This is a genomic window from Amycolatopsis sp. NPDC051045, assembly GCF_040682955.1.
Lineage (GTDB): Bacteria > Actinomycetota > Actinomycetes > Mycobacteriales > Pseudonocardiaceae > Amycolatopsis.
In genome coordinates this window covers 41,331-67,884 of record NZ_JBFBCC010000029.1, presented here as the reverse complement: position 1 = coordinate 67,884, position 26,554 = coordinate 41,331, and the positions used below count along the sequence as shown (strand labels likewise).

At 71.7% G+C, this 26,554-nt stretch carries 22 protein-coding genes; 17 read left to right on the top strand and 5 right to left on the bottom strand.

Features of this window, described 5'->3' with window-relative positions:
* Positions 1 to 39: 39 nt before the first annotated feature.
* The gene (locus tag AB0M80_RS39170) at positions 40 to 546 is read right to left on the bottom strand and encodes a DUF1707 domain-containing protein (RefSeq protein ID WP_364575052.1); all 507 of its coding nucleotides are present in this window, start codon (positions 544 to 546) and stop codon (positions 40 to 42) included.
* A 107-nt stretch (positions 547 to 653) separates the two neighbouring features.
* Here AB0M80_RS39170 and xerD point away from each other — a divergent pair, with 107 nt between their 5' ends.
* The 7 genes from xerD to AB0M80_RS39135 all read left to right on the top strand — a co-directional run bounded on the left by xerD (position 654) and on the right by AB0M80_RS39135 (position 7,778).
* Positions 654 to 1,556, top strand: a complete 903-nt coding sequence (gene xerD / locus AB0M80_RS39165; protein ID WP_364575088.1) for a site-specific tyrosine recombinase XerD — start codon at positions 654 to 656, stop codon at positions 1,554 to 1,556.
* Positions 1,557 to 1,703: 147 nt separating this feature from the next.
* The gene (locus AB0M80_RS39160; protein WP_364575050.1) at positions 1,704 to 2,675 is read left to right on the top strand and encodes a ParA family protein; all 972 of its coding nucleotides are present in this window, start codon (positions 1,704 to 1,706) and stop codon (positions 2,673 to 2,675) included.
* Positions 2,672 to 3,100: a cobyrinic acid a,c-diamide synthase gene (locus tag AB0M80_RS39155; RefSeq protein ID WP_364575048.1), complete on the top strand. Its 429-nt coding sequence runs from the start codon at positions 2,672 to 2,674 to the stop codon at positions 3,098 to 3,100. Before AB0M80_RS39160 ends, AB0M80_RS39155 begins: the two co-directional genes overlap by 4 nt.
* A complete protein-coding gene (locus AB0M80_RS39150; RefSeq protein ID WP_364575046.1) occupies positions 3,100 to 4,023 on the top strand; it encodes a segregation/condensation protein A in 924 nt (307 codons plus the stop codon). Before AB0M80_RS39155 ends, AB0M80_RS39150 begins: the two co-directional genes overlap by 1 nt.
* A gap of 263 nt (positions 4,024 to 4,286) precedes the next feature.
* The gene (gene scpB, locus AB0M80_RS39145) at positions 4,287 to 5,144 is read left to right on the top strand and encodes an SMC-Scp complex subunit ScpB (RefSeq protein WP_364575086.1); all 858 of its coding nucleotides are present in this window, start codon (positions 4,287 to 4,289) and stop codon (positions 5,142 to 5,144) included.
* Positions 5,131 to 5,883, top strand: coding sequence for a pseudouridine synthase (locus AB0M80_RS39140; RefSeq protein WP_364575044.1), 753 nt, complete (start codon positions 5,131 to 5,133; stop codon positions 5,881 to 5,883). Before scpB ends, AB0M80_RS39140 begins: the two co-directional genes overlap by 14 nt.
* Before the next feature lie 53 nt (positions 5,884 to 5,936).
* Positions 5,937 to 7,778 carry a Xaa-Pro dipeptidyl-peptidase gene (locus tag AB0M80_RS39135; protein ID WP_364575042.1) on the top strand — a complete coding sequence of 614 codons (1,842 nt, stop codon included), beginning with the start codon at positions 5,937 to 5,939 and terminating at the stop codon, positions 7,776 to 7,778.
* Here the strand turns inward: AB0M80_RS39135 and AB0M80_RS39130 are convergent.
* From AB0M80_RS39130 to AB0M80_RS39120, 3 genes are read right to left on the bottom strand one after another with little or no spacing between them, the layout of a single operon-like run.
* Positions 7,775 to 8,968, bottom strand: coding sequence for a cation:proton antiporter (locus tag AB0M80_RS39130; RefSeq protein WP_364575041.1), 1,194 nt, complete (start codon positions 8,966 to 8,968; stop codon positions 7,775 to 7,777). The two genes, AB0M80_RS39135 and AB0M80_RS39130, sit on opposite strands and share 4 nt — an antisense overlap.
* A gap of 8 nt (positions 8,969 to 8,976) precedes the next feature.
* Positions 8,977 to 9,459: a TrkA C-terminal domain-containing protein gene (locus tag AB0M80_RS39125; RefSeq protein ID WP_364575039.1), complete on the bottom strand. Its 483-nt coding sequence runs from the start codon at positions 9,457 to 9,459 to the stop codon at positions 8,977 to 8,979.
* A gap of 37 nt (positions 9,460 to 9,496) precedes the next feature.
* Positions 9,497 to 9,865: a DUF4267 domain-containing protein gene (locus AB0M80_RS39120; RefSeq protein WP_364575037.1), complete on the bottom strand. Its 369-nt coding sequence runs from the start codon at positions 9,863 to 9,865 to the stop codon at positions 9,497 to 9,499.
* Positions 9,866 to 9,977: 112 nt separating this feature from the next.
* On the opposite strand from AB0M80_RS39120, the gene AB0M80_RS39115 reads away from it, so the two are divergent.
* From AB0M80_RS39115 to AB0M80_RS39090, 6 genes are all read left to right on the top strand, one after another.
* On the top strand, positions 9,978 to 10,523 hold the full coding sequence (locus tag AB0M80_RS39115; protein ID WP_364575084.1) for a TetR-like C-terminal domain-containing protein: 546 nt from the start codon (positions 9,978 to 9,980) through the stop codon (positions 10,521 to 10,523).
* A gap of 90 nt (positions 10,524 to 10,613) precedes the next feature.
* Complete coding sequence (cmk, locus tag AB0M80_RS39110; protein WP_364575083.1) at positions 10,614 to 11,318, top strand: (d)CMP kinase; 705 nt, start codon at positions 10,614 to 10,616, stop codon at positions 11,316 to 11,318.
* A 53-nt stretch (positions 11,319 to 11,371) separates the two neighbouring features.
* Positions 11,372 to 12,043 (top strand): lysophospholipid acyltransferase family protein, encoded by a 672-nt coding sequence (locus AB0M80_RS39105; RefSeq protein ID WP_364575081.1) that lies wholly within the window; start codon positions 11,372 to 11,374, stop codon positions 12,041 to 12,043.
* 16 nt (positions 12,044 to 12,059) lie between these two features.
* Positions 12,060 to 13,568: a ribosome biogenesis GTPase Der gene (gene der / locus AB0M80_RS39100; protein ID WP_364575035.1), complete on the top strand. Its 1,509-nt coding sequence runs from the start codon at positions 12,060 to 12,062 to the stop codon at positions 13,566 to 13,568.
* A gap of 306 nt (positions 13,569 to 13,874) precedes the next feature.
* Positions 13,875 to 17,765: a Pls/PosA family non-ribosomal peptide synthetase gene (locus AB0M80_RS39095; protein ID WP_364575033.1), complete on the top strand. Its 3,891-nt coding sequence runs from the start codon at positions 13,875 to 13,877 to the stop codon at positions 17,763 to 17,765.
* A gap of 79 nt (positions 17,766 to 17,844) precedes the next feature.
* Positions 17,845 to 19,260: a M1 family metallopeptidase gene (locus AB0M80_RS39090; protein WP_364575031.1), complete on the top strand. Its 1,416-nt coding sequence runs from the start codon at positions 17,845 to 17,847 to the stop codon at positions 19,258 to 19,260.
* Here AB0M80_RS39090 and AB0M80_RS39085 read toward each other — a convergent pair.
* Positions 19,257 to 20,114 carry a methyltransferase domain-containing protein gene (locus AB0M80_RS39085; RefSeq protein ID WP_364575029.1) on the bottom strand — a complete coding sequence of 286 codons (858 nt, stop codon included), beginning with the start codon at positions 20,112 to 20,114 and terminating at the stop codon, positions 19,257 to 19,259. The two genes, AB0M80_RS39090 and AB0M80_RS39085, sit on opposite strands and share 4 nt — an antisense overlap.
* Positions 20,115 to 20,169: 55 nt before the next feature.
* Here AB0M80_RS39085 and AB0M80_RS39080 point away from each other — a divergent pair, with 55 nt between their 5' ends.
* The 4 genes from AB0M80_RS39080 (at position 20,170) to AB0M80_RS39065 (ending at position 26,547) form a co-directional block, all read left to right on the top strand.
* Positions 20,170 to 20,811 (top strand): helix-turn-helix domain-containing protein, encoded by a 642-nt coding sequence (locus AB0M80_RS39080; protein WP_364575027.1) that lies wholly within the window; start codon positions 20,170 to 20,172, stop codon positions 20,809 to 20,811.
* Positions 20,812 to 20,954: 143 nt separating this feature from the next.
* Complete coding sequence (locus tag AB0M80_RS39075; protein ID WP_364575026.1) at positions 20,955 to 23,255, top strand: glycoside hydrolase family 95-like protein; 2,301 nt, start codon at positions 20,955 to 20,957, stop codon at positions 23,253 to 23,255.
* Positions 23,256 to 23,279: 24 nt separating this feature from the next.
* Positions 23,280 to 25,556, top strand: coding sequence for a Tat pathway signal sequence domain protein (locus tag AB0M80_RS39070; protein ID WP_364575025.1), 2,277 nt, complete (start codon positions 23,280 to 23,282; stop codon positions 25,554 to 25,556).
* A gap of 79 nt (positions 25,557 to 25,635) precedes the next feature.
* Positions 25,636 to 26,547, top strand: coding sequence for a peptidylprolyl isomerase (locus AB0M80_RS39065; protein WP_364575023.1), 912 nt, complete (start codon positions 25,636 to 25,638; stop codon positions 26,545 to 26,547).
* Positions 26,548 to 26,554: the final 7 nt, after the last annotated feature.

Here is a 26,554-nt window from a genome sequence, read left to right as displayed (position 1 = left end):
TCAGGGACGCCAAGTCCCTGAAGGTGGCATTCACGGCTTTCAGGGGCGCAGGGGGCGGCCTTCGGCGTCCATGCCGCCGTTGGCGAGGAGCACGATGCCGTCGATGATCGGCCAGATCGTGCCGGCGCCGAGGGTGATCATGCAGACGAACAGCTGCAGCAGGCCGAGGCCGATCTGGCCCGTGTAGAACCGGCCGGCGCCGAAGGGCAGCACGATCTGCAGGACCCCCGCCACCGTCTTCGACCGGGGTGAGTACGGCACGGGCATGGACGGCGCGTACGGCATCGGCGCGGGCACCGGGGGTGGCGCGTACAGGGGCATCGGCATCGGTGCCGGCGTCGGCGGCGGCCCGAAGAACCCCGGGTGCGGCTGCGGCAGGTCGCGGAACAGCGGCCGCAGGTCGCCCAGGGTGGTCGCGGCGTAGGCGTCCGTCACCCTGGTCTCGTACTCGTCCGGCGTGATGCGGCCCATGCCGAAGTGATCGGCGAGCAGCCTCGCCGCTTCCTCGCGCTCGGCCGTCCCGATGCGGAGCTCGTCGGACCCCATGGATCCACGGTAACCGCGTCCGGACGCCAACGGGGTTTCTCCCGGGTCACGAGTGCCGGGCGGCCTAAGGTGGCGGCGTGGCCTCCAGCCCGCACAGCACGGCCGACGTGATCGCCGCCTACCTCGACCACCTGGTCGTCGAACGCGGGACCGCACGCAACACCCTGGACAGCTACGCCCGCGACCTGCGCCGGTACGCCGCGCACCTGGACGGCCTGGGCGTCGCGAAGATCGCCGACGTCACCTCGACGCACATCACGGCCTTCGGCGCCGCCCTGCGGGAGGGCGACGACGAGCACCAGCCGCTCGCCGCGTCGTCGGCCGCCCGTGCCCTGGTCGCCGTGCGGGGCCTGCACAAGTTCGCGCACGCCGAAGGACTCACCGAGCACAACCCGGCCCGCGAAGTCCGGCCGCCGACGCCGGCGAAGCGGCTGCCCAAGGCGCTGCCGGTCGACGACGTGCTGCGGCTGCTGGAGACCCCGTCCCCGGACGGCGAGCGCCCGCTGCGCGACCGGGCACTGCTGGAACTGCTCTACTCAACCGGAGCCCGGATCTCCGAGGCGGTCGGCCTGGACGTAGACGACGTCGACGACACCGAGCGGACCGTGCTGCTCGACGGCAAGGGCGGCAAGCAGCGGCTGGTGCCGATCGGCCGTCCCGCACTCGCGGCGCTGCACGCCTACACCGTCCGCGCCCGCCCGGCGCTCGCCGCCCGCGGCCGGGGCACGGCGGCGCTGTTCCTCAACGCCCGCGGCAGCCGGCTGTCGCGGCAAAGCGCGTGGCAGGTCCTCAAGGACACCGCCGAACGGGCGGGCATCACCGCCGTCGTCTCGCCGCACACGCTCCGCCACTCCTTCGCCACGCACCTGCTCGAAGGCGGCGCCGATGTCCGGGTCGTCCAAGAACTCCTCGGCCACGCGTCGGTGACGACGACGCAGGTGTACACGCTGGTCACGGTCAACACGCTGCGCGAGGTCTACGCGACCGCGCACCCGCGGGCGTTGGGCTAGACGGCCCTATAGACGGCGAAGGGCCTTCCCAGCCTGCACCGACGGTCGAGTGACATTGCCCCCTCGGGTCCGGCGCGTTGCTTTGCCGGGGCTCCGACTCCGGACATAGGCTGCCGGGGACTTCGCCGAATAAGGAGCTTTCGCGCCATGTCGACACCGAACCAGCCGGCCGACCCGGCCGAGTCCGCCGGGTCGGCGGCGGCGAACCTCAGCCAGGTCACCATCGCCACCCCGGCCCGCCACGAGGGCGACGATCCGAGAGAGCGCAACGGCAAAAAGGTGAAGCTCGAGGGCATCGGCCCGACCGGCCGCCCGATTCGCGAGCACCCCGATCCTGCGCCGCTGGACAAACACGGCCCGGCCAAGATCATGGCGATGTGCAACCAGAAGGGCGGCGTCGGCAAGACGACGTCGACCATCAACTTGGGCGCCGCCCTCGCCGAGTACGGCCGCAAGGTGCTGCTCGTCGATTTCGACCCGCAGGGCGCGCTCGCCGTCGGTCTCGGCATCCAGCCACACGAATTGGACCAGACGGTCTACAACGCCATCATGGAGCGGGCCGTCAGCGCCACCGACGTGCTGCTGAAAACCCGCGTCGACGGCGTTGACCTGCTGCCGAGCAACATCGACCTGTCCGCGGCGGAGGTCCAGCTCGTCGCCGAGGTAGGGCGCGAGCACACGTTGTTACGGGTCCTTCGTCCGGTCATCAACGACTACGACTATGTTCTTGTCGACTGCCAGCCCTCGCTCGGCTTGCTCACGGTGAACGCGCTGACCGCCGCGGACGGCGTGATCATCCCGCTGGAGTGCGAGTTCTTCAGTCTCCGAGGCGTAGCGCTCCTGATCGACACGATCGAGAAGGTGCAGGAACGCCTCAACCCCAAACTGGACATAGTCGGGATTCTCGCCACCATGTACGACCCGAGAACCCTGCACTCGAAGGAGGTCATGGCTCGCGTGGTCGAGGCATTCGGCGAGACCGTGTTCGACACGGTCATCAACCGCACGGTGCGGTTCCCCGAGACGACGGTCGTGGGTGAGCCGATCACGACCTGGGCGCCCAAGTCGGCCGGCGCGGCGGCGTACCGTCAGCTGGCCCGCGAGGTGATCGCTCGGTGAGCAGGCGCGCCTCCCTGCCCGGTGCGTCGGAACTCTTCCGCATCACCTCCAGTCCCGCCCTCGATCTCCCTCCCCAGGCGCCGCCCGCGCCGCCCGCCGAACCCGCCGAAAACGGCAACGGCAAGCCCGCGGGCAACGGCCGCAAGGAGCAGCTCGCCCGCAGCGGCGGCGTGGCCCCGCACGGGTCCGGCCGGACCAAGCACGACGCGAAGATCACCGTCTACGTCTCCGGCGACGAGCTCCTGGCCATGGAGCAGGCCCGGCTGACGCTGCGCGCCAAGCACGACCTGGTCGTCGACCGCGGCCGGCTGGTCCGCGAGGCGGTGGCCGTGCTGCTGGCCGACTTCGACCAGAACGGCGAGGAATCGGTGCTGGTGCAGCGGCTGCGGGTGGTCGGCTCAGACGGCGGCGAAACCGAGGGCTGATGGACGAGCCGGCATCGGCCTCGGCCGCAGTGCCGCCGGAGCCGGTCGAGCAGGCCCCCGAGCCGCACCAGACGGTGCACGGCGGGATGATCCCCGAAGGGGTGAACACCGAGGAACTGAGCACGTCGAAGTTCAAGGTGCGGCTGGCCAACTTCGAGGGGCCGTTCGACCTGCTGCTGCAGCTGATCTCGCAGCACCAGCTCGACGTCACCGAGGTGGCGCTGCACACGGTCACCGACGACTTCCTCGCCTACACGCGGGCGCTGGGCAGCGACTGGAACCTCGACGAGACGACCGAGTTCCTGGTCATCGCGGCGACCCTGCTCGACCTCAAGGCGGCGCGGCTGCTGCCGTCGGCCGAGGTGGAGAACGAGGACGACCTCGCCCTGCTCGAAGCCCGCGACCTGCTGTTCGCGCGGATCCTGCAGTACCGCGCGTACAAGCAGGTGGCGGCGCTGTTCGGCGAGCTGGAGCAGGGGGCGCTGCGGCGCTACCCGCGGTCGGTGGCGCTGGAGGAACGGTTCGTCGGGCTGCTGCCCGAGGTGATGCTGGGCGTGACGCCGCAGAAGTTCGCGGACATCGCGGTGACGGTGTTCCGGCCGAAGCCGCCGCCGACGGTGTCGATCGCCCACCTCCACATGGGCCGCGTCTCGGTGCGCGAGCACGCGGCGCTGCTGCGGGTGATGCTGGCCGAACGCGGCCAGGCGACGTTCGGCGAGCTGGTCGACGACTGCGAGCACACGGTGGAGATCGTGGCGCGGTTCCTGGCGCTGCTGGAGCTCTACCGCGAGGCGACGGTCCAGTTCGAGCAGACCGAAGCGCTGGCCGAGCTGCACGTCCGCTGGACGGGCGGCTCGAAGGCCGAAGCCTCCGTGGCGGCCGAGCTGGACCGCGCCGCCGGAGACGAAGAGGAGTACGGGTGAGTCCCGAAGACAACGAGCCGATCGAGCCGCCGGTGCCGCCGGTGGGCGAGCCTGCCGAAGCCGCGGTGGAGCTGGCCCTGGACGAGGCCCTGTCGGGCGAGCCGGTCACCGAGGACGGTGAGCTGGAGGAACCGCTGGCCGAGGAGGCTTCGGTTGAGGAGGCTCCTGCCGAGGTAGCTCCTGCCGAGGAGGCTCGTGCCGAGGTGGCCTCGGCCGAGGAGGCTCCTGCCGAGGAGACACCCGCCGAGGAGGCTCGTGCCGAGGTGGCCTCGGCCGAGGAGGCTCCCGCTGCGGAGACACCCGCTGAGGAGGCTCGTGCCGAGGTGGCCTCGGCCGAGGAGGCTCCTGCCGAGGAGACACCCGCCGAGGAGGCTCGTGCCGAGGTGGCCTCGGCCGAGGAGGCTCCCGCTGCGGAGACACCCGCTGAGGAGGCTCGTGCCGAGGAGGCACCTGCCGAGGTAGCTCCTGCCGAGCCGACCGACGCCGCAGCCGGCGGCCCGGCCGAACCCCTGCCGGACCCGGCCGCGCCCGACTCCGACCTGGTCGCCGCCGGTGATGCCGACTCCACGCCGGACCTCACCTCCGATGAGGCCCTCGAAGCCGCTCTCGAAGCGCTTCTGCTCATCGTCGACTCGCCCGCGGGCGAAGAACTGCTCGCCGAAACCCTCGGCCAGCCCAAGTCGCGGATCGTCGTCGCCCTGCGCACCATGGCGCAGAAGTTCACCGACCGGTCCTCCGGGATCGACCTGCGGCGCGTCGGCGAAGGGTGGCGGTTCTACACTAGGGACGTCTATGCCCCGTTCGTGGAGAAGCTCCTGCTGGACGGCCAGCGGTCGAAGCTGACCAGGGCCGCGCTGGAGAGCCTCGCCGTGATCGCGTACCGGCAGCCGGTGACCCGTGCCAGGGTCGCCGCGGTGCGCGGCGTGAACGTGGACGGCGTGATCCGGACGCTGCTCGCGCGCGGCCTCATCGAAGAGATGGGGACCGACCCCGACACGACCGGGACGCTGTACGTGACGACCGAGCTGTTCCTGGAGCGACTGGGGCTTTCGTCACTGAACGACCTGCCCCCCATCGCTCCGTTGCTACCCGAAGTGGACACCATCGATGACATCCAGTGAACACCCCGACGGCGTCCGGCTGCAGAAGGTGCTGTCGCAGGCCGGGGTCGCCTCCCGGCGCGCGGCGGAAGACCTGATCGTCGCCGGCCGGGTCGAGGTGAACGGCGAGGTCGTCACCGAGCTGGGCCGCCGCGTCGACCCGGACGCCGCGATCATCCACGTCGACGGCACCCGCGTGAACCTCCGCGACGACCTGATCTACCTCGCCCTGAACAAGCCCAAGGGCGTGCACTCGACGATGTCGGACGACCGTGGCCGCCCCTGCGTCGGCGACTACTTGAAGGGCCGCTACGAGGAGACGCCCGGCGTCGTGCACGTCGGCCGGCTCGACGAGAACACCGAGGGCCTGCTGCTGCTGACCAACGACGGCGACCTCGGGCACCGGCTGATGCACCCGTCCTACCAGGTGCTCAAGACCTACCTCGCCGAGGTCGACGGCCTCGTGCCGCGCGGGCTCGGCAAGGAGCTGCGCAAGGGCTGGGAGCTGCCGGACGGCATCGTCAAGGTCGACCAGTTCCGGGTCAAGGACATGCACTCCGGCAAGTCGCTGGTGGAGCTGGTGATCCACGAGGGCAAGAAGCACATCGTGCGCCGCCTGCTCAAGGACACCGGGCACCCGGTGCTCAAGCTGGTCCGCACCGCGGTCGGCGACGTCCAGCTCGGCAACCAGCGCGTCGGCTCGATCCGGCGGCTGACCAAGGGCGAGGTCGGCGCGCTCTACCGCAACGTGGAGCTGTAGGTCCCGACTTTCCGCCGTGGCGCGGCGGAGCCCGGCCCTGCCAGCGTGGTCGCATGCGATCCGGTCTGGTACTGCTCGCGCTCATCCTCTTCTCGACGTTCACGCCCGGGGCGGCGCACGCGGCGCCCCGGGCCAGCGAACCGGTCTACGACTACGCGAAGGCGATCCGCGAAACCGTCTGGGTCGACATCGGCCGCGACGGCGACGGCGACGGGCGCTCCGACCGCGTCGCCGCCGACATCGTGCGCCCGTCCGAGGCGACCTCGGGCGTGCCGGTGATCATGGACGCCAGTCCGTACTACTCGTGCTGCGGGCGCGGCAACGAGAGTGAGCTGAAGAGCTACGACAGCACCGGGAAACCGGTGAAGTTCCCGCTGTTCTACGACAACTACTTCGTGCCGCGCGGCTACGCCGTGGTGCTGGTCGACCTGGCCGGGACGAACCGCTCGGCCGGCTGCACGGACGTCGGCGGCGCTTCGGACGTCGACTCGGCCCGCAAGGTCGTCGACTGGCTGAACGGCCGGGCCACCGGCTACACCGCGAAGACCGGCGGCAGCGCGGTGAGCGCCGGCTGGACCACCGGGAACGTCGGGATGATCGGCAAGTCCTACGACGGCACGATCGCCAACGGTGTCGCCGCGACCGGCGTCGCCGGGCTGAAGACCATCGTCCCGATCGCGGCGATCAGCTCCTGGTACGACTACTACCGCTCCGACGGCGCGACCTTCGGCTCCAGCCCGGTGGGGCTCGCGCAGACCGTCGAGGACCGCAACAGCGGGCAGGACTGCTCGGCGCAGAACCAGCTCCTCCGGCAGGGCGCGACGGCGAACGGCGACTACGGGCCGCTGTGGGCGGAGCGGAACTACGTCACCGCCGCGCGCAATGTGCGGGCGAGCGTGCTGCTGTCCCACGGCGTCAACGACCTCAACGTCAAGACTATCCACTTCGGACAGTGGTGGGACGCGCTGGCCGTCGAGAAGAAGATCTGGCTGGCGCAGACCGGGCACGTCGACCCGTTCGACTACCGGCGGGCGGACTGGGTGGACCTGCTGCACCGGTGGTTCGACCACTACCTGCTGGGCTTCGACAACGGCGTCCAGAACGGCCCGATGGCCAGCCTCGAGCGGCAGCCGGACCAGTGGGCCGACCAGAGCCGGTACCCGGCGGCGAACGCGGTCGCGACGACGCTGCGGCCGCACGCTCCCGGCCGCCTCGGCACCGCCGCGGGGTCCGGGACGGCGTCGTTCACCGACACCCCGGGCGTCGGCGAGGACACCTGGGTGACGAACCCGGGCAGCGCCGCGCTGACCTACTCGACCGGTGTCCTGGCGTCCGACCTGCAGGTTTCGGGGACCTCTTCGGTGACGGTGACGGCCACGCCGAGCACGTCGTCGGCCCGGGTGTCCCCGCTGCTGGTGGACCTCGGCGCGGCGACGATCCGCAACTTCGCCGGGAGCGGCGAGGGCATCAAGACGGGGACGGCGGAGAACTGCTGGGGCTCGTCGGCCGCGGGTGACGACGCCTGCTACCGGATCGCGTCGGCGGACGTGAAGAAGGTGAACTACACGATCCTCAGCCGCGGCTGGGCCGACCTGGCGAACTACGCTTCCCTGTCCCAGGAACGGCCCCTGGTGCCCGGCACGGCGTACACGATGACGTTCCGGCTGGCGTCGACGGACCACGTCGTGCCCCGCGGCCACGCGCTGGCGCTGATCATCGGCGGCACGGACGGCAGCTTCATCCGCGGGCCCGCCCAGCCGGGCCGGGTGACGCTGGACCTGGCCCGGACCTCGGCGTCGGTCCCGCTGGCGGGTGTGGTGCCGGCCGCGACGACCCACCCGGTCCTCGACGGCGGCGCGTTCGTGCCGTCGGCGGGCCGGGCGGACCTGCGTTAGTTCGCCTCGGCCGGGGCGGTCTTCGTGGCCGACTTGCGTTGCAGGGCGCGGGCGATCGGCTCGACGACCCGGGCCGCCGTCGGGCCGAGGATCGCCATCAGCAGGACGTACGCCGTCGCCAGGGCCGCCAGCTCGCCGACCACGGCGCCCGCCGTGACCGCCAGCCCGGCGATGACGATCGAGAACTCGCCTCTCGCCACCAGTGCCGCGCCCGCCCGGGCCCGGCCCATCTTCCCGATGCCCTGGCGGCGCGCCGCCCACCAGCCGGTGCCGACCTTCGTCAGCGTCGTGACCACCGCGAGGACCACGGCCCAGCCGAGCACCGGCGGGATCGACGCCGGGTTCGTGTTGAGCCCGAAGACCACGAAGAACACCGCGGCGAACAGGTCCCGCAGCGGTTCCAGCATGCGCGTCGCGTTCTCCGCCGTCGAGCCCGAGATCGCGATGCCGAGCAGGAACGCCCCGACCGCGGCCGACACCTGCATCGCCGACGCCAGCCCGGCGACCAGCAGGGCCGCGCCGAGCACCTTGAGCAGGAACACTTCGCGGTCCGGGCTGTCCACCGCGGCCGAGACGTACCGGCCGAACTTCAGCGCGATCACCAGCACCACGGTGATCACCAGCAGCGAGATGCCGACGGCCTCCAGACCGCCGAGCAGGGAGACGCCGCCCAGCACCGCGGTGAGGATCGGCAGGTAGAGCGCCATCGCGAGGTCTTCGAACACGACGATCGAGAGCACCACCGGTGTCTCGCGGTTGCCGAGCCGGCCCAGGTCGCCGAGCACCTTGGCGACGATCCCGGACGACGAGATGTACGTGACGCCCGCCATCACCATCGCGCCGACCGGGCCCCAGCCCAGCAGCAGTGCCACGGCCGCGCCGGGGACGGCGTTGAGGACGATGTCGAGCAGGCCGGCCGTCCACGAGCGGCGCAGCCCGGTGAACAGCTCGGCCGCGGAGTACTCGAGGCCGAGCAGCAGGAGCAGCAGCACGACGCCGATTTCGCCGGCCAGGTGCGTGAAGCCACCGATGTCGGTCAGCGGGATCAGGCCGCCGGAGCCGAAGCAGAGGCCGCCGAGCAGGTAGAGCGGGATGGGGGAGAGACCGATCTTCCCCGCCAGCCGCCCGAGCACGCCCAGCACGAAGAAGACCGCCCCCAGTTCGATCAGGGACAGTGCGGTGTGGTCCATCGGGCCGCTCAGCCGTACTTGAGGATCTTGGCGGCGGCTTCGAGACCCTCGCTCGTGCCCACCGCGACCAGCAGGTCGCCCCCGGTGAACGTGAAGTCCGGCGTAGGCGACGGGTGCACCTGCCCGGCCCGCGCCACCGCGACCACCGAGACGCCGGTGCGGGTGCGCATCGCGGTGTCGCCGAGCGTCCGGCCGTCGAACGGGCCGGACGGCATGATCGGCAGCTGCCGCGTGCTGATCCCCGGCAGGTCCCGGTGCTCCTCGGTGAGCTGCGCGACCAGCTGCGGCGCGCCGAGCAGGTTGGCCAGCGCACCCGCCTCGTCCGCGGTCAGCGGGATCGAGGCGGCGCAGGCATCGGCGTCGTCGGCTTTGGACACGATCAGCTCGATGTGACCGTCCCGCTGGGTGACGACGCCGATGCGGCGACCGGTACGGGTGGCGAAGTCCTTGCGGACCCCGATGCCGGGCAGAGGAGTTACTTCGACGTTCACCCAACCACGGTAACCCAGGTGTCCGATTCGCGGGATTTCAGCCGAGCAGCAGGAGCAGGCCCGCGACGACCATCACGGCGGCGGTCAGGCCGTGGACTCCGAAGGCGATGGCCTTCTTCCCCCGGTGGCGCAGGATGATCAGCATGTCGAAGACGGGCCAGACGGCCGCGACGAGGATGACCCAGCCCAGCGCGTGCGGGTCGCCGTAGATGATCAGGGCCAGCGGGACGAGACCGGCCCCGACGTCGCGGCCGCCCTTGACGTTCAAGAAGCCGGTGGCGTTTTCGGGGACTTCGGTGAAGCCGAAGCCCGCGGCGATCTTCGCCGGCGCGAAGAGGTAGCTGAGGCCGATGTAGATGATCCCGAGCGCGACGATCGCGACGAGGATGTAGCCGGTGACGAGCATGGTGTTCCCTCCAGTTTTCTAGCATCGCTAGGATTGCTAGCGACGCTAGACTAGCAGCGCTAGTTTGTCTAGCGGTGCTAGGGTCGGCGGCATGACCCAGCGACAACGGCGTGTGCGCGACCGGACCGAGCGTGGAGAGCGGATCGTCGCGGCGGCGCGGGAACTCGCCGAGGCGGAAGGCTGGGAGGCGGTCACCACCCGGCGGCTCGCGGCGCTGATCGAGTACAGCCAGCCGGTCCTGTACAGCCACTTCCCGGGCGGCAAGGACGCGATCATGGCGGCAGCTGCCCTGGAAGGCTTCGCCGAGCTGGCCTCGACACTCGCGGCGGGTCGCACCGGCGGCCTGGCCGGGGTGGCGGGGGCCTATGCGGGCTTCGCCGAGACCAAACCCGCGCTCTACGACGCGATGTTCACGCTCGCCTCGGAGTTGCCGTTCGCCCAGGACGACACCCCGGAGGTGATGAAGGCGTGCTTCGCGGAGCTCTTCGCGGTCATCGAGCCGGTGGCGGGGAAGCAGGACGCGGGCGCGCTGACCGAGGTGTTCTGGAGCACGCTGCACGGTCTGGTGACCCTGGACCGCGGCCGCCGCCTGTCACCGGCGCACCGTGACGAGCGCCTCGCGCTGGTGGTCGCCCGCTTCGGCGCCCGGGCCGACTGATCTCCTCCGCGGCCCGACCGGCAGAATGGGGTCCGGCCAGAACGGGACGAGAACGCGAGGAGAACGCCGGTGACGGGAGCCCTACGAGGTGTGGTCGCGCTGGACGGCCCGTCGGGGACCGGGAAGACCACCGTCGCCCGCAAGCTCGCCCAGCGGCTCGGGGCCGGCTACCTCGACACCGGCGCCATGTACCGGATGGTCACTCTCGCCGTGTTGCGCGCCGGCGTCGACCCGGCCGACGCGACCGCTGTCGCCACCGTCGCCGACGGGGCCGAATTCGGCATCGGCACCAGCCCCGACCGGCCGGAGATCAGGCTCGCCGGGGCCGACGTCGCCGCCGACATCCGGGGACCCGAGGTCACCAAGGCCGTCTCGCCCGTCTCGGCCGTGCCGCACGTGCGTGAGCTGCTGGTCGCGCGGCAGCGGCAGATCATCGACGACGTCGTGGCGCACCGCGGCGGGATCGTCGTCGAGGGCCGGGACATCGGCACCGTCGTCGTGCCGGACTCGCCGCTCAAGGTCTTCCTGACCGCGTCCGCCGACGTCCGCGCGTCACGGCGCAGCACCCAGGACACCGCGGCCGGGCGGCAGTCGTCGGTCGCCGATGCTTTGGCGAGCGTCGAGCGCCGCGACCACCTCGACTCGACCCGCGCCGCCTCGCCCCTGCGCGCCGCCGACGACGCCGTCCACGTGGACACGTCGGAACTGTCCATCGACCAGGTGATCGTCGCGCTCAGCGAGCTCGCCAGCCACCGCGGCTTGCTGGCGGGGTGCAACGCCGAGGTAGCTCGATGAAAGCTGGGTCCCCTGGGCCCGACCCCCAGACCCCAGCCGGAGGGCAAGCCCCCCTGGACCCCCCGAAAGCGGCCAGTGGGCTGCCGGAAGGCTCCGTCGGCGCACTCCACGACGCCGGGCGGGTCTTCGCCCGGTACCATCTGCGTTCGGCCTTCCGCATCCGTGTGCACGGCCGCGAGCGCATGCCCGCCACCGGGCCGGTGCTGGTGATCGCCAACCACAGCTCCATGATCGAACCGCAACTGATCTTCGGAATGCTTCCGCGGCGTTCGGCGTTCCTGGTCAAGGCCGAGATGTTCACCGGGATCGTCGGGAAGTTCCTGGTGGCGATCGGGCAGATCCCGCTCAAGCGCGGCGAGATCGACCGCCGACCGCTGATGACCGCGGCCGGTGTCCTGAAGGACGGCGGTGTCGTCGGGATCTTTCCCGAGGGCACCCGCGGTGCCGGGGACGTCGGCGCGGCCGAACGCGGCGCGGCCTGGCTGGTCCGGGCCTCCGGCGCGACCGTGCTCCCGGTCGCGACGCGGGGCACGCGCAAACCCGCCGACGGCAAGCGGCGCTGGCGCCCGCGCGTGGACATCCTCGTGGGGGAGCCGTTCTCGCCGAAGGTCGGCCCCGGGAAGACCGGGCTCGACCAGGGCACCGAAGAGCTGCGCGGTGAGCTCGCGGCGCTCGTGAAGACTTTGGACGATTGGCGTTCCGAAAACGGTTTCGGCTCGCCATAAGGGAAATTGGGTAGTGATGGCTGAGTTTGATTCCACTTCCGCGGGAACGAGTACGTCGGCGGAGCTGGACAGCGCCGGCGAAGTCGACGGCACCTGGTCCGACGAGACCGAGTTCGCCGCGTTCGACGCGCAGATCGAGGCGGCGGAAGCGGCCGAGGAGGCTGCGCTCGCGCAGCCGGTGCTCGCCGTCGTCGGCCGGCCCAACGTGGGCAAGTCGACGCTGGTCAACCGCATCCTCGGCCGCCGCGAAGCCGTCGTGCAGGACGTGCCGGGCGTGACCCGCGACCGCGTCGCCTACGACGCCTACTGGGGCGGGCGCAAGTTCACCCTGGTCGACACGGGCGGCTGGGAGCCGGACGCGACCGGGCTGCAGGCCTCCGTCGCCGCCCAGGCCGAGCTGGCCATGCAGACCGCGGACGCGGTGCTGCTGGTGATCGACGCCTCGGTCGGCGCGACGGCGACCGACGAGGCCGTTTCGAAGGTGCTGCGCCGGTCGAAGAAACCGGTGCTGCTGGCCGCGAACAAGGTCGACGACGACCGGCTGCTCGCGGACACCGCGTCGCTGTGGTCGCTCGGCCTCGGTGAGCCGCACCCGGTCAGCGCGCTGCACGGCCGCAGCTCCGGCGACCTGCTCGACGCGATCCTCAAGGCCCTGCCCGAGTCGCCGCGCGAAGGCGGCGCCGTGACGTCGGGCCCGCGGCGCGTCGCGCTGGTCGGCAAGCCGAACGTCGGCAAGTCGAGCCTGCTCAACAAGCTGTCCGGCGAGGAGCGCTCGGTCGTCGACTCGGTGGCCGGCACCACGGTCGACCCGGTCGACTCGCTGGTCGAGCTGGACGGCGAGACCTGGCGGTTCGTCGACACGGCGGGCCTGCGCAAGCGCGTCAACTTCGCCGCCGGCGCCGAGTACTACGCCTCGCTGCGCACCAAGACCGCGATCGACGCGGCCGAGGTCGCGATCGTGCTGCTGGACGCGGGCGAGCCGATCTCGGAGCAGGACCTGCGGGTGCTGACCATGGTCGTCGAGGCCGGCCGCGCCTGCGTGCTGGCGTTCAACAAGTGGGACCTGGTCGACGAGGACCGCCGGCACGCGATGGTCCGCGAGCTGGAGCGCGGCCTGGTCCGCGTGCCGTGGGCGGAGAAGGTCAACGTCTCCGCGCTGACCGGGCGTTCGGTGCGCAAGATCGCCCCGGCGCTGCGGACGGCGCTGGCCTCGTGGGACAAGCGGGTGCCGACCGGCCAGCTCAACGCGTGGCTGTCCGACCTGATCGCCGCCACCCCGCCGCCGGTCCGCTCCGGCAAGCAGCCGAAGGTGCTGTTCGCGACGCAGGCCGGCATCCGCCCGCCGACGCTGGTGCTGTTCACCACCGGCTTCCTCGAGGCGGGCTACCGCCGGTTCATCGAGCGCAAGTTCCGTGAGCAGTTCGGCTTCACCGGCAGCCCCGTCCGGGTGAATGTCCGGGTCCGCGAAAAGAAGGCGAAGCCGAAGGTCGGCGGAAAAGCGGCCCGGCCCGCCAAATCCCGGTGACCCCTTTGCCGTAACTCGCGTGATCGGGGCCGTAACTCGTGTGATTGAAGCCGGAACTCGCGAGTTACGGCTTCAATCACACGAGATGCGACCTGGATCACGCTGGTCACGGCGATCTTCGTGAGGTCCGACACTCCCTCGTGACCCTGGAGATATCTTTCCTTCACCTGCAGGTATGGTGAAAGGTCGTTGCGGGCGCCTCAATCGGAGAGCAAGCCCGGTGGAGGCTCCCGAAAGGTGAGTGGTGGGCTTGCGCGCCCGTGGTTCGTCCCTGCACGTCCGCGTCACGGCCGAGGTGAGTGGCCGATGACCGTGACCGCAGAGCCTGCTGTACCCGCCGCGGCCGATGTCACCCTCGCCCCGGTCGCCGACCGGGCGCTGTTCTGGTCCGGTCTCGCCGCCGGCGAGCGCACCCTCCTCGACGTCCTGGCCGCCACCGCCGAGCGGCACCCGAACGCCGCCGCGATCGACGACGGCACCACCACCCTGACCTACCGCCGGCTCCTCGAGGAGATCGACGCCTACGGGCGCCGCCTCAAGAGCTACGGCGTCGGCCTCGGCGACCGCGTCGGCATCCGGATCTCCTCCGGCACCGCCGAGCTGTACATCGCGATCCTGGCCACCCTCTCCGTCGGCGCCGCGTACGTGCCGGTCGACGCCGACGACCCGGACGAGCGCGCCGAGCTGGTCTTCGAAGAAGCGCAGGTGGCGGCCGTGGCCACCGACGGTGCCATCAACGTCCACAGCACGCCCGGCGGCCGCGAGGGCGTGCCCGGCCCGGCCGACGACGCGTGGATCATCTTCACCTCCGGCTCCACCGGCAAACCCAAGGGCGTCGCGGTCACCCACGCGAGTGCCGCCGCGTTCGTCGACGCCGAGGCCGACCTCTTCCTCACCGACGAGCCGATCGGCCCCGGCGACCGCGTCCTGGCCGGGCTGAGCGTCGCCTTCGACGCCTCCTGCGAAGAGATGTGGCTGGCCTGGCGGCACGGCGCCTGCCTGGTCCCGGCGCCCCGCGCCCTGGTCCGCACCGGCGTCGACCTCGGTCCGTGGCTGGTCGCGCAGCGCATCACGGTGGTCTCGACCGTGCCGACGCTGGCCGCGCTGTGGCCCGCGGACGCGCTCGAAGACGTCCGCCTGCTCATCTTCGGCGGTGAGGCCTGCCCGCCGGAGCTGGCCGAGCGCGTCGCCGTCGAAGGCCGCGAAGTCTGGAACACCTACGGCCCGACCGAGGCCACCGTCGTCGCGTGCGCCGCGCAGCTCACCGGCGACGGCCCGGTGCGCATCGGCCTGCCCCTGGTCGGCTGGCAGCTCGCCGTGGTCAACGACGCGGGCGAGCCGGTCGCCATGGGGCAGACCGGCGAACTCGTCATCGGCGGGGTCGGCCTGGCCCGCTACCTCGACGCGGCGAAGGACGCCGAGAAGTTCGCGCCGCTGCCCTCGCTGGGCTGGCAGCGTGCCTACCGGTCGGGCGACATGGTCCGCGCCGAAGAAGCGGGCCTGCTGTTCCTCGGCCGCCTCGACGAGCAGGTCAAGCTCGGCGGCCGCCGCATCGAGCTGGGCGAGGTCGACGCCGCCCTGCAGGCCCTGCCGGGCGTGCAGGGCGCGGCCGCCGCGATCCGCCGCACCAAGGCCGGCAACCAGGTCCTCGTCGGGTACGTCGTACCCGCACCCGGGGAGCGCTTCGACCAGGACCGGGCCGCGGCTCGTCTGCGCGAGCACCTGCCCGCCGCGCTGGTGCCGCTGCTCGCCGTCGTCGACGACCTGCCGACGCGCACCTCCGGCAAGGTCGACCGCAACGCGCTCCCGTGGCCGCTGTCCACGGTGAAGGCGGCGGGGCTGTCCCCGACCGAGGCGTGGCTCGCCGAAGGCTGGGCCGAGATCCTCGGCGTGTCGGTCGACGCCCCGAAGGCCGACTTCTTCACCCACGGCGGCGGCAGCCTGACCGCGGCGCAGGTGGTGGCCCGCATCCGCACCAGGTACCCGCAGGTGTCGGTCGCCGACATCTACGCCTACCCCAGGCTGGGCGCGCTGGCCGCGATGCTGGACGCGCTGAGCGGGCAGGCCACCGAGCGCCGCGAGGTCGCGCCGACGCCGCGCCGGGCCGGGGTGATCCAGACCCTGCTGACGGTCCCGCTGATGGGGCTCGCCGGCCTGCGCTGGGCGACGCTCGCCGCGGCGCTGTCGAACATCCTGTCCCTGCTCGGGTTCGCCTGGGCGCCGACGCTGAGCTGGGCCTGGATCGGCCTGGCCTGGGTGGTGCTGTTCAGCCCGGCGGGCCGGATCGCCATCGCCGCGGGCGGCGCGCGGATGCTGCTCTCTGGCGTGCGCCCCGGGACCTACCCGCGCGGCGGGAGTGTCCACTTGCGACTCTGGACGGCCGAGAAGCTCGCTGAGTTCAGCGGGGCGGACAGCGTCGCCGGGGCATCCTGGATGACCACCTACGCCAAGGCCCTCGGCGCGCGGATCGGCAAGGACGTCGACCTGCACTCGCCGCCGCCGGTCACCGGCTTCCTCAAGCTGGGCCGCGGCGCCGCGATCGAGCCCGAGGTCGACCTGACCGGCCACTGGGTCGACGGCGACGTCGTGCACATCGGCAAGGTCCGCGTCGGCGCCGAGGCCCGCGTCGGCGCGCGCAGCACGCTCTTCCCGGGCGTCCGCGTCGGCAAGGGCGCGGAGATCGCGGCCGGATCGACCGTCCGCGGCGCCGTCCCGGCCGGGCAGCGCTGGGCCGGTTCGCCGGCCGCCCGCGTGGCCAAGGACGAGCGCGACGCGCTGAAGTGGCCGTCGAGCCGGCCGCCGCGGTCGCACTTCTGGGCGACCGTTTACGGCCTGACGTCGATCATCCTCGGCTTCCTCCCGGGCCTGGCGGCGCTCCCGGGCGTGGCGGTGCTGGGTTACGCGATCGCCGGCGCGCCGACGCTGCCGGTGGCGTTCACCCAGGCGCTGATCTTCGTCCCGGTCGCCACCATCGCCTACTTCGGCACGTACCTGCTGCTCGTGCTGATCGGCGTCCGGTCGCTGAGCATCGGCATGGTCGAGGGCTACCACCCGGTGCACGGTCGCGTCGCGTGGCAGGTCTGGGCGACCGAGCGCCTGATGAGCATGGCCCGCGAAGGCTTGTTCCCGTTGTACGCCAGCCTCTTCACGCCGGTGTGGCTCCGGCTGCTCGGCGCGAAGGTGGGCCGCAACGTCGAGGTGTCGACCGTGCTCGCGCTGCCGAAGATGACCAAGGTCGACAGCGGCGCGTTCCTGGCCGACGACACCATGGTCGCCACCTACGAGCTCGGGCACGGCTGGCTGCACGTCGCCCCGGCCCGGATCGGCAAGCAGGCGTTCCTCGGCAACTCGGGGATGACCGCGCCGGGCCGTTCGGTGCCGAAGCGCGGCCTCGTCGGCGTCCTGTCCTCGACGCCGTTGAAGGCCAAGAAGGGCTCGTCGTACCTCGGGATGCCGCCGCTGCCGGTCCGCCGCGCCGTCGGCGACGCCGACACGAGCCGCACCTACACCCCGGCGCTGCACCTCAAGGCGGCGCGGGCGCTGGTCGAGCTGTGCCGGATCATCCCGGTGATGTGCGGCGTCGCGCTGACCGTCGTGGTCGCGTTCGGGCTGCTGTGGACGGCGTCGGCGTTCGGCTTCGGTGCCGCCGCACTGCTCGCGGGGCCCGCGCTGCTGGCCGCCGGGATCGTCGCGGCGCTGACGGCGACGGTGCTGAAATGGCTGCTGGTCGGGAAGTTCCGCGAAGTCGACCACCCGCTGTGGAGCTCCTTCGTCTGGCGCAACGAGCTGGCCGACACCTTCGTCGAGACCCTGGCGGTCCCGTGGCTGATCGGCTCGATCGGCGGCACCCCGCTGCTGTCCGCCTGGTTGCGCACGATGGGCGTCAAGATCGGCCGCGGGGTCTGGCTGGAGACGTACTGGCTGCCCGAGGCCGACCTCGTCCGGCTCGGCGACGGCGCGACGATCAACCGCGGCTGCGTCGTGCAGACGCACCTGTTCCACGACCGGATCATGAGCATGTCGCGGGTGACCCTCGGCGAGGGCGCGACGCTCGGCCCGCACGGCATCGTGCTGCCCGGCGCCGGCATCGGCGCGCGCACCACGGTCGGCCCGGGGTCGCTGGTGACCCGCGGCGACGAGGTGCCGGCCGACACCCGCTGGCTGGGCAACCCGATCTCCGCGTGGCCGGGTAAGTAACGAAAGCAGGACCAGGCGCGCCGGACTCACCTGTGCGTGCGAGCCTGGTTCCAGCACGCACGACGAAAGGTTCGCACGGGTGATTTCGAAGGCTCCCGCTCCCGGCGCGGACACCTCCGGCGACCCCTACCTGCCCGCGCACGGCAACGGCGGGTACCGGACCCGGCATTACGACCTGAACCTCGACTACAAGGTCGCGCCCAACCGGCTCTCGGCGTCGGCGGTGATCACCGCGGAGGCGACGCAGGCCCTTTCCCGCGTCAGCCTCGACTTCGCCGAGTTCCGGATCAACCGCGTGCTGGTCGACGGGAAGCCCGCGAAGTACCTGAAGCGCGGCGCCAAACTGCACGTCAAGCCGGCGAAGCCGATCCCGGCGGGTGCCGAGTTCACCGTCGAGGTCCACTACGTCGGCAACCCGCGCCCGGTGGGGAGCCGCTGGGGTGACGTCGGCTGGGACGAGCTGACCGACGGCGCGCTGGTGGCGAGCCAGCCGGTCGGCGCGCCGTCGTGGTTCCCGTGCAACGACCACCCGTCGGACAAGGCCACCTACCGGGTGAGCGTGACGACGGCGTCGCCGTACCTGGTCGCGGTGACCGGCAACCTGGTCGACCGGTCCACTTTGGCCAGCACGACGAGGTGGGTCCACGAGCGGCCCGAGCCGACGGCGACGTACCTGATGAGCGTGCAGATCGGCCGCTACGACGAGGTCGAGCTGACCGGCCGCGGCTGGTTCCCGCACACGGGGATCGGGCTGCGCCGGCTGAGCCTCGGGATCGGGCGCGCGAGCGGGCAGGTGGAGTCGGTCTTCGAAACGGTGCCGCAGCGGGCCGTCGTGCCGCCGCGGCTGCGCCGGATGTTCGACCGCGACTTCGGGCGGCAGGGCCGGATGATGGAGTTCCTGCAGCGGCTGTTCGGCGCCTACCCGTTCGGGGAGTACGTCATCGTCGTCACCGACGACGACCTCGACGACCCGATCGAGGCGCAGGGCATGGCGATCTTCGGCGCCAACCACGTCGACGGCCGCCGCACCCACGAGCGGCTCGTGCTGCACGAGCTGGCCCACCAGTGGTTCGGCAACAGCCTGACGGTGGCCGACTGGCGGCACATCTGGATGAACGAGGGCTTCGCGACGTACGCCGAGTGGCTGTGGTCGGAGGAATCGGGCGGCCCGTCCGCCGCGGCGCTGGCCCGGAGCTGGTACACGCGCATCAAGGCCAAGCCGGCGGACGTCCGGATCGCCGACCCCGGGGTGGCGCGGATGTTCGACGAGCGGGTCTACAAGCGCGGCGGGCTGACGCTGCACGCCTTGCGGGTGGAGATCGGCGATCCGGCGTTCTTCGCGTTGCTGAAGTCGTGGGCCGAGGAGCACCGGCACGGACTGGTCACGACGGATCTGTTCGTGGCCGCGGCGGAGGCGCACGCGGGGCGGTCGCTCGCGCCGTTCTTCAGCCGGTGGCTGTACACGCCGGCGCTGCCGCCGTTGCCGGGCGCTTAGCACCCCGCCTCCGACCGTCCGGGGCGGACGGCGGCGACCACCCAGACCGAGCCGGAAATGCGGACGCCTTCGGGGGTCTCGAACGCTTCGAGGTCCGCCCGCAGCTGTTCCCTCGTCCGTTCGACGACGCTCGGGTCCAGCCCGGCCAGGTTGCTGCGAGCGGGTCCCTGGCCGAGGATGAAGTCGGCCGCGTCGGCGGCGTCACGCCCGTAGTCCATGGGGGCGGTGACCGGCTCGAGGGTGATGCCGGTGAACCCGGCCGCTTCGAGCACCGCACGGATCCGGGCCGGGTCGACCAGTGACCCCATCCCCCGCGACGCGGGCGACGGCTCGCGCATCAGGGGCCGCAGCGCCGTGGTGGCGCGGGCGTAGGCGCTGTCCGGAGTACCGCCCTGCGGGCCCATGAACACCAGCCGTCCGCCCGGGCGCAGTCCTCGCCGGACATTGGCGAAGGCGGCCACGGCGTCCTCGAAGAACATCACCCCGCCACGGCTGATCGCGAGGTCGAAGCCGGCGGCGGGAAAGGGATGGACCTGCGCGTCGCCCTGGTCGAACCGGACGTTGGCCAGGCACTGGGCCGCCGCGTCGGCGCGGGCGACGGCCAGCATCGGGGCCGACAGGTCGATCCCGACGACATGACCCTCCGCCGCCCGCCGTGCCGCCAGCAGCGTGACCTGACCCGTGCCGCAGCCGATGTCGAGGACGTGGTGGTCCGGGGCGATCGCGGCGCTTCGGAAGAGGTCGTCGGTGAAGGCGGTGACGGTGGCGTTGTAGCGGGCGCTGTTCTGCGCCCAGTGGACACCCTCCCAGCCGTTCCAGGCGTCGGCCTGCCGGGTGTTGGCGATGGTCTGCATGAAATCCTCCGGGTCGGGGTTAACTAGAGTGAAGCTCTAGAAGTACACTCTAGTCATGGAGCAGCGCAAGGCCGGGCAAAAGAAGGTCAGGGATGCCGCGCAGACGCGCAGGCGCATGCTGGAAGCGGCGCGCGAGCTGTTCGTGCGCAACGGATACGGCGCGACGACCCTCAAGGAGATCGCCGACCGGGCCGGTGTCGCGGTGCAGACGATCTACTTCACCTTCGGCAACAAGCGGGTACTGCTCAAGGAACTGGCCGACGTGTCGATCGCGGGCGACCTCGAGCCGGTCGCGACGATGGACCGGCCGTGGTTCCGCGAGGCCCTCGCGGCCACGACCGCCGACGCCCACCTGCGGCTGCACGTCCGCGGGACGCGCGAGATCCTCGAGCGCGTCGCGCCGATCGTCGAGATGCTGCGCGCCGCCGCCGCGGCCGATCCGGCGATCGCCGAGCAGTGGGACGACGACGCCGATCCGAGGTTCGCCGTCCACTTGGCCGCCGCCCGGTCCTTGGTGGCCAAGCCGGGGGCGCGCGCGGGGGTGACCGCCGAGGAGGCAGGCGACCTGCTGTTCGGGTTGCTCAGCCCGGAGCTCTACCAGTTGTTCGTCCGCGACCGTGGCTGGTCGCTCGACCGGTGGGAGCGGTGGGCGCGGGAAACCCTGATCGCCCAGCTGTGCCTCGAACGAGCCGGCTGAGCGGCCACGCCGCCTTGATTCATCGGATGTATCTTCCGCTTTCCGAGTGAACCTCTCTGGTCTTTTGGACCTGTCTCTGCAAGTATGGCCGGACGCCGCCTGATGCTCTCACCGAAACGTAGTATGAATTCGGAGGATGCTTCATGGACGCAGTGTCCCGGCGGACGGTGCTCCGCTCGGCCTCGGTCGTGGCCGGAGCCGCCGCCTTCGGTGGTCTGTGGGCCCGTGCGGCGCCGCCCGCGGTGGCCGCGGCGCGCCCGGCGAACCCGCACTCCGATGTCGCCGCCGACGCCCGGATGGTCTGGCGGCGGCTGCCGAAGAACTGGCAGGAAGGCCCGTTCCTGGCCAACGGTTACCTCGGCGCCCAGGTCTACGCCGGGCCGACGCCGCAGGTGCTCAAGGTGATGCTGAGCCACACCCAGGTCCAGGACCAGCGGATCCAGTGGGAAGCCGGCATCGGGCTGTCCCGCCTGCCGATCGGCTTCCTCACGCTGATCCTGGCCGGCGCGATCACCGGCGTCGACTGGACGCTCGACCTCTACAACGCCGAGCTCGGCGGCACCATCACCACGACGCGGGGCTCGGTCGCCTTCTCCGCCGTCGTGCACAACGACCTCGGCGTGCTGCTCGTTTCGCTGACGCCGAGCGCGGGCGAGGCCGGGGCCGCCTGGGCGTTCCAGCCACTGGAGTCGGCGACCACCCGGACCGTCCGCAAGCCGCCCGAGTACGTCGCCAACCCGGCGCCCGAAACCGCGGCCGGGTACTGCGCGCAGCCGATGCTCGCCGGCGGCGGGTACACCACGGCGTGGCAGGAGCGCGCGATCGGCACGCGCCGGCTGCTCGCCGCCGCCGTCGCGTACAGCTTCCCGGGCACGACGCACACCGCCGAGGCCCTCACCGCCGTCCGGAATGCGCTTGCCACCCGCCCCGACGCCCTGCTCGCCCGCCACCGCCGCTGGTGGAACGACTACCACCGGCGCAGCTTCGTTTCGGTGCCCGACAAGCAGGTGCAGCGGTTCTACTGGATCCAGCTGTACAAGATCGCGGCCGCCACCCGCGCGGGCGGACCGGTCGTGTCCGAATGGGGCCCGTGGTTCCCCGAGGTCGGCAACAGCTGGACCGCGGTCTGGTGGAACCTCAACGTCCAGGTCACCTACCCGATCGTCAACAGCACCAACCACCCCGAACTCGACGCCGTCACCGAAACCTTCCGGCGCGACCACGCGAACCTCGAGGTGTCCGTCCCGCCCGCGTACCGCGACGGTGACACCTACGCCCTCTCGCACCCCGGTGACTGGCGGCTGCGCCCCGGCGGCACGCGCTCGGTCGGCGTCCCCGGAACGACGTCCAAGACCGACCAGACCGGGAACCTGCTGTGGGGCCTGCACAACGTGTGGCTGGCCTACCGGCACCACCTGGACGAACGCGTCCTGCGCGACGTCCTGTACCCGACGCTCGCGAAAGCGCTGAACTTCTACCGCCACTTCCTGTTCACCGGCCCGGACGGGTCCCTGCACCTGCCGCTGACCCGGTCGCCGGAGTACGCCGACGCGCCGGACTGCACCTACGACCTGTCGCTGATCCGGTGGGCGGCCCGCACGCTCGTCGACGCCGCCCGGATCCTCTGCCTCGACGAGCCGCGCGTGCCGGTCTGGCGGGAAATCAGCGCGAAGCTCGTGCCGTACCACGAAGATCCCGCCGACGGCGTGCTGATCGGCGACGGCGTTCCGCTGGCCGCCTCGCACCGGCACTTCTCGCACCTGCTGTGGCTGTATCCGCTGCGCGAGAAGGTCTGGGACGCCCCGGGCGACCGGGACCTCATGACACGCACCTTCAAGCACTGGGTCGCCGACCAGTCGGCGTGGCACGGCTACAGCTACGCGGCCGCGTCGTCGATGAGCTCGGTGATGGACGCGCCCGAGGAAGCGTTGCGGTACTTGAAGTTCTTCCTCGACCGGAACGTCGTGGCCGACACCGAGCTGACCGCGAACACGATGTACCGCGAGGGCTCCAACTTCGCGATCGAAAGCCCGATCACCGCCGCGCAGTCCGTGGTGGACATGCTGATGCAGGGGTCCGGGGACGTGCTCAAGATCTTCCCGTCGGTGTCGGCGACCTGGCGGGACGCCTCGATCGCCGGGCTGCGCGCGGAAGGCGCGTTCCTCGTGGACGCCTCCCGCTGCGACGGCAGGACGGAATTCGTCCGCGTGCACAGCGAAGCCGGCGAGCCGCTGGTCCTCCAGCACGGCGTCGCCGGGGACGTCGACGTCCGTGACGAGCACGGCCGCCGCCTGCCGTGGCGCGCGGCCGGGCCCGGGCGGATCGCGATCGGACTGCGTCGCGGCGGCACCGCCGTCGTCACCCCGCGGGGTGGGCGACCGGACTTCGCGCCCCGGGACGTTCCCGCCCTCGGCCCGGCACCGGCGTGGGGCCTGCCGAGCTGACATCGCTTTCGACGAGGAGGTCGGATGGACATCACCCGCAGAACCGTGCTCGGCGGAGCGCTCGCCGGGATCGGCGCCGGTGCGGCGGGCATCACGCCCGCTTTCGCCGACGCGCCCGGCAGTGACGACTTCGGCTGGGCCGGGTTCCTGGGCACCGCGGACCTGTATTGGCGGCGGCTGCCCAAAACCTGGTACGAGGGCCCGTTCCTGGGCAACGGGTTCCTCGGCTCCGGCATCTACGCCGAGCCGGGGCAGAACGCGATCCGGTTCAACGTCCAGCACAGCCAGGTCCAGGACCACCGCCCGGAGTTCGGCTCGCTGTTCGGCCTGGCCCGGCTCCCGATCGGGTACTTCACGCTCGAACCCGTCGGCGCGATCACCGCGATCGACTGGCGGATGGACCTGTGGAACGCCGAGCTCACCGGCACGATCACGACCGCGGCGGGCAGCCTGAGCCTGCGTGCCGCCGTCCACACGGGACAGTCGCTGCTCGCCGTCGAAATCCGTCCGTCGGAAGGCGAACGCGCGTTCAACTGGGTGTTCCACCCGGCGGTGGCGGTCAGCCCGCGTGCCGATCCGGTGTGGAACAAGCCACCGCCGGCGGGGTACACCGCGAACCCGCCGGTCACGCTGACGAGCAGCGGGGACGCCCAGCTCGCCGTCCAGCCGCTGCTGGCCGGCGGCGAGCACGTGACGGCCTGGCGTGAAGTCGTGCGCGGCGGTGCGCGGACGTTGTACACGTCGGTGGCGTTGTCGCACCCCGAGAAGACGTCGGTGGCGCGGGCGCTGGGCACGGTCCGCCGGGCGCTGCCGTTCGCCGCGCTCACCCAGGACCACCGGCGCTGGTGGCACGACTACTACCGGCGGAGTTTCCTGTCCATTCCGGACACCCGGCTGCAGAGCTTCTACTGGATCCAGCTGTACAAGGTCGCCTCGGCGGCGCGGCGCGAGGCGCCGGTGATGGCGACCTCCGGGCCGTGGCTGGAGAACACGCCGTGGCCGGCGACGTGGTGGAACCTCAACGTCCAGCTCGAGTACTGGCTGATCCACGGCTCCAACCACCTGGAGCTGGACGCCGTCAGCTATGCACTCGACAAGTACCGGGCCCATCTCGTCAGCCAGGTCGCTTCGCCGTACCAAGCCGACTCCGCGGGCATCCCGCGGACGACCGACATGACGCTGCTCAACGGCGTCCCGAACCCCACCAGCGGGTACCCCGTCGGGATCCCGGGCCAGGACACGCCGACCCCGGAGGTCGGCAACCTGACCTGGGCGCTGCACAACGTGTGGCTGTCCTACCGGCACACGATGGACCGGAAGGTGCTGCACGGCACGCTGTTCCCGTTGCTGCGCAGGGCGATCGGCTACTACCTGCACTTCCTCGCGCCGGGACCGGACGGGAAGCTGCACCTGCCGCCGACGTTCTCGCCCGAATACGGCCTCAACGCCCCCGACTGCAACTACGACCTGTCGCTGATCCGCTGGGGCTGCAAGACACTGCTGCAGACCGCACCCGGCGATCCGCTCGCGCCGCGCTGGCGGGACGTCCTGGCGAACCTCGTCGGCTACCCGGCCGACGGCAACGGTTACATGATCGGTGCCGGGGTGCCGTTCGCGAAGTCGCACCGGCACTACTCGCACCTGCTGCAGATCTACCCCCTCTACGACGTCACCTGGGAGCAGCCGGAGCACCGGCAGATCATCGAGACGTCGCTGAACCACTGGGTCGGCTTCGAAGGCGCGCTGCAGGGCTACACGTTCACCGGGGCGGCGTCGATCTCGGCGCAGATGCTGCGCGGTGAGCAGGCGGCGTTCTACCTCGGCGAGCTGCAGCGGCGGTACATCCAGCCGAACACGATGTACAAGGAGTCCGGGCCGGTCATCGAGACGCCGTTGTCGGCGGCGAAGTCCCTGCAGGACATGCTGGTGCAGAGCTGGGGCGGCGTGCTGCGGCTGTTCCCGGCGGTGCCCGCGGCCTGGGGCGACGTCGCGCTGCGGGACTTCCGCACCGAAGGCGCGTTCCTGCTCAGCGCGTCCCGCGCCGGCGGGAAGACGCAGTGGCTGAAGGTGCACAGCGAGGCCGGGGCGCCGTGCGTGCTGCGGCCGGGCATCGACGGCGAACTCACGGTGACCGACGCGCGGGGACGGGCCCGGCGCTGGCGGCGGCTGGCCAACGGGGACGTCCAAGTCGAACTCGGGTGTGGCGAGGACGCGTTCGTCCACCGGAAGGGGGATCGGCCGGACTTCGGCGTCCGGCCGGTCGCGCCGGGCGGGCCGAGCGCGCCCTGGGGCCTGCCCTGATCCGGGCCGGCTTCCCGAGTTCGCGCCCGGGAAGCCGGCCCGCACGGCAGAATGGTGCTCTCCGACGACGGGAGCGTGGATGAGCGAGCCGGACGGCAGACCCGGGCAGCCGCCTTACCAGTACCCGCAGTACTCGCAGTGGCCGCCGCCCGTGCCGCCGAAGCGGTCGTCGACGACGGCGATCGTGCTGGTCATCGGGTCGGTCGTGGTCGTCGTCGTGATGGCGCTGGCGTTCCTGGCCTGGGGCTACCCCGGGTTCCTGCGCAAGCCGGACGCCCAAGCCGGCGGCGCGTTCTGGACCACGACGCCGTCTTCGGCCACCTCCGCTCCGGCGACCGCGCCGGGGACCCCGGCCTCGATCCCCGGCGGGCGGGCGTCGATGCCGAAGCGGCCGAAGCCGCTGGCCGATCCGGTGACGTGCGCGTTCACCCCCGACACCGGCTCACCGGCCCCGAAGAAGGTCGCACTGCCGCCCGACGGCCCGGCGCCGTCGACCGGGACGGCCGGGGTGCGGCTGGCGACGAGCGCGGGCGACATCGGGCTCACCCTGGACCGCGCGCTGGCGCCGTGCACCGTGGTGAACTTCCTGAGCCTGGCGGAGCAGGGCTTCTACGACGGCACGTCGTGCCACCGGCTGTCGGTGACGGCCGGGCTGCAGATGCTCCAGTGCGGCGACCCCGTCGGCGACGGCACCGGCGGCCCGGGCTACACGATCCGGGACGAGGTGTTCCCCGAGCTGACGTACGGCCGCGGCGTCCTCGCCATGGCGAAGACGCAGGCCCCGGATTCCGGCGGCTCGCAGTTCTTCCTGGTCTTCGGCGACACGGACATCCCGCCCGAGTACACGGTGTTCGGCAGCATCGACGGCCCCGGCCTCGACGTCCTGGACACCGTCGCCCGCGGCGGCATCGACCCGTCCCGCCCGGGCCCCGGCGACGGCACCGGCCCCCCGAAGATCCCGGTCACCCTCACCCACGTCACCACTTCTTGACCGTGCG

What these genes read in the sequence shown, in the direction of transcription:
- AB0M80_RS39170 (WP_364575052.1), bottom strand. Translation starts at nt 546, where the DNA reads ATGGGGTCCGACGAGCTCCGCATCGGGACGGCCGAGCGCGAGGAAGCG.
- AB0M80_RS39160 (WP_364575050.1), top strand. Translation starts at nt 1,704, where the DNA reads ATGTCGACACCGAACCAGCCGGCCGACCCGGCCGAGTCCGCCGGGTCG.
- AB0M80_RS39150 (WP_364575046.1), top strand. Translation starts at nt 3,100, where the DNA reads ATGGACGAGCCGGCATCGGCCTCGGCCGCAGTGCCGCCGGAGCCGGTC.
- AB0M80_RS39140 (WP_364575044.1), top strand. Translation starts at nt 5,131, where the DNA reads ATGACATCCAGTGAACACCCCGACGGCGTCCGGCTGCAGAAGGTGCTG.
- AB0M80_RS39135 (WP_364575042.1), top strand. Translation starts at nt 5,937, where the DNA reads ATGCGATCCGGTCTGGTACTGCTCGCGCTCATCCTCTTCTCGACGTTC.
- AB0M80_RS39130 (WP_364575041.1), bottom strand. Translation starts at nt 8,968, where the DNA reads ATGGACCACACCGCACTGTCCCTGATCGAACTGGGGGCGGTCTTCTTC.
- AB0M80_RS39120 (WP_364575037.1), bottom strand. Translation starts at nt 9,865, where the DNA reads ATGCTCGTCACCGGCTACATCCTCGTCGCGATCGTCGCGCTCGGGATC.
- der (WP_364575035.1), top strand. Translation starts at nt 12,060, where the DNA reads ATGGCTGAGTTTGATTCCACTTCCGCGGGAACGAGTACGTCGGCGGAG.
- AB0M80_RS39095 (WP_364575033.1), top strand. Translation starts at nt 13,875, where the DNA reads ATGACCGTGACCGCAGAGCCTGCTGTACCCGCCGCGGCCGATGTCACC.
- AB0M80_RS39085 (WP_364575029.1), bottom strand. Translation starts at nt 20,114, where the DNA reads ATGCAGACCATCGCCAACACCCGGCAGGCCGACGCCTGGAACGGCTGG.
- AB0M80_RS39080 (WP_364575027.1), top strand. Translation starts at nt 20,170, where the DNA reads ATGGAGCAGCGCAAGGCCGGGCAAAAGAAGGTCAGGGATGCCGCGCAG.
- AB0M80_RS39075 (WP_364575026.1), top strand. Translation starts at nt 20,955, where the DNA reads ATGGACGCAGTGTCCCGGCGGACGGTGCTCCGCTCGGCCTCGGTCGTG.
- AB0M80_RS39070 (WP_364575025.1), top strand. Translation starts at nt 23,280, where the DNA reads ATGGACATCACCCGCAGAACCGTGCTCGGCGGAGCGCTCGCCGGGATC.
- AB0M80_RS39065 (WP_364575023.1), top strand. Translation starts at nt 25,636, where the DNA reads ATGAGCGAGCCGGACGGCAGACCCGGGCAGCCGCCTTACCAGTACCCG.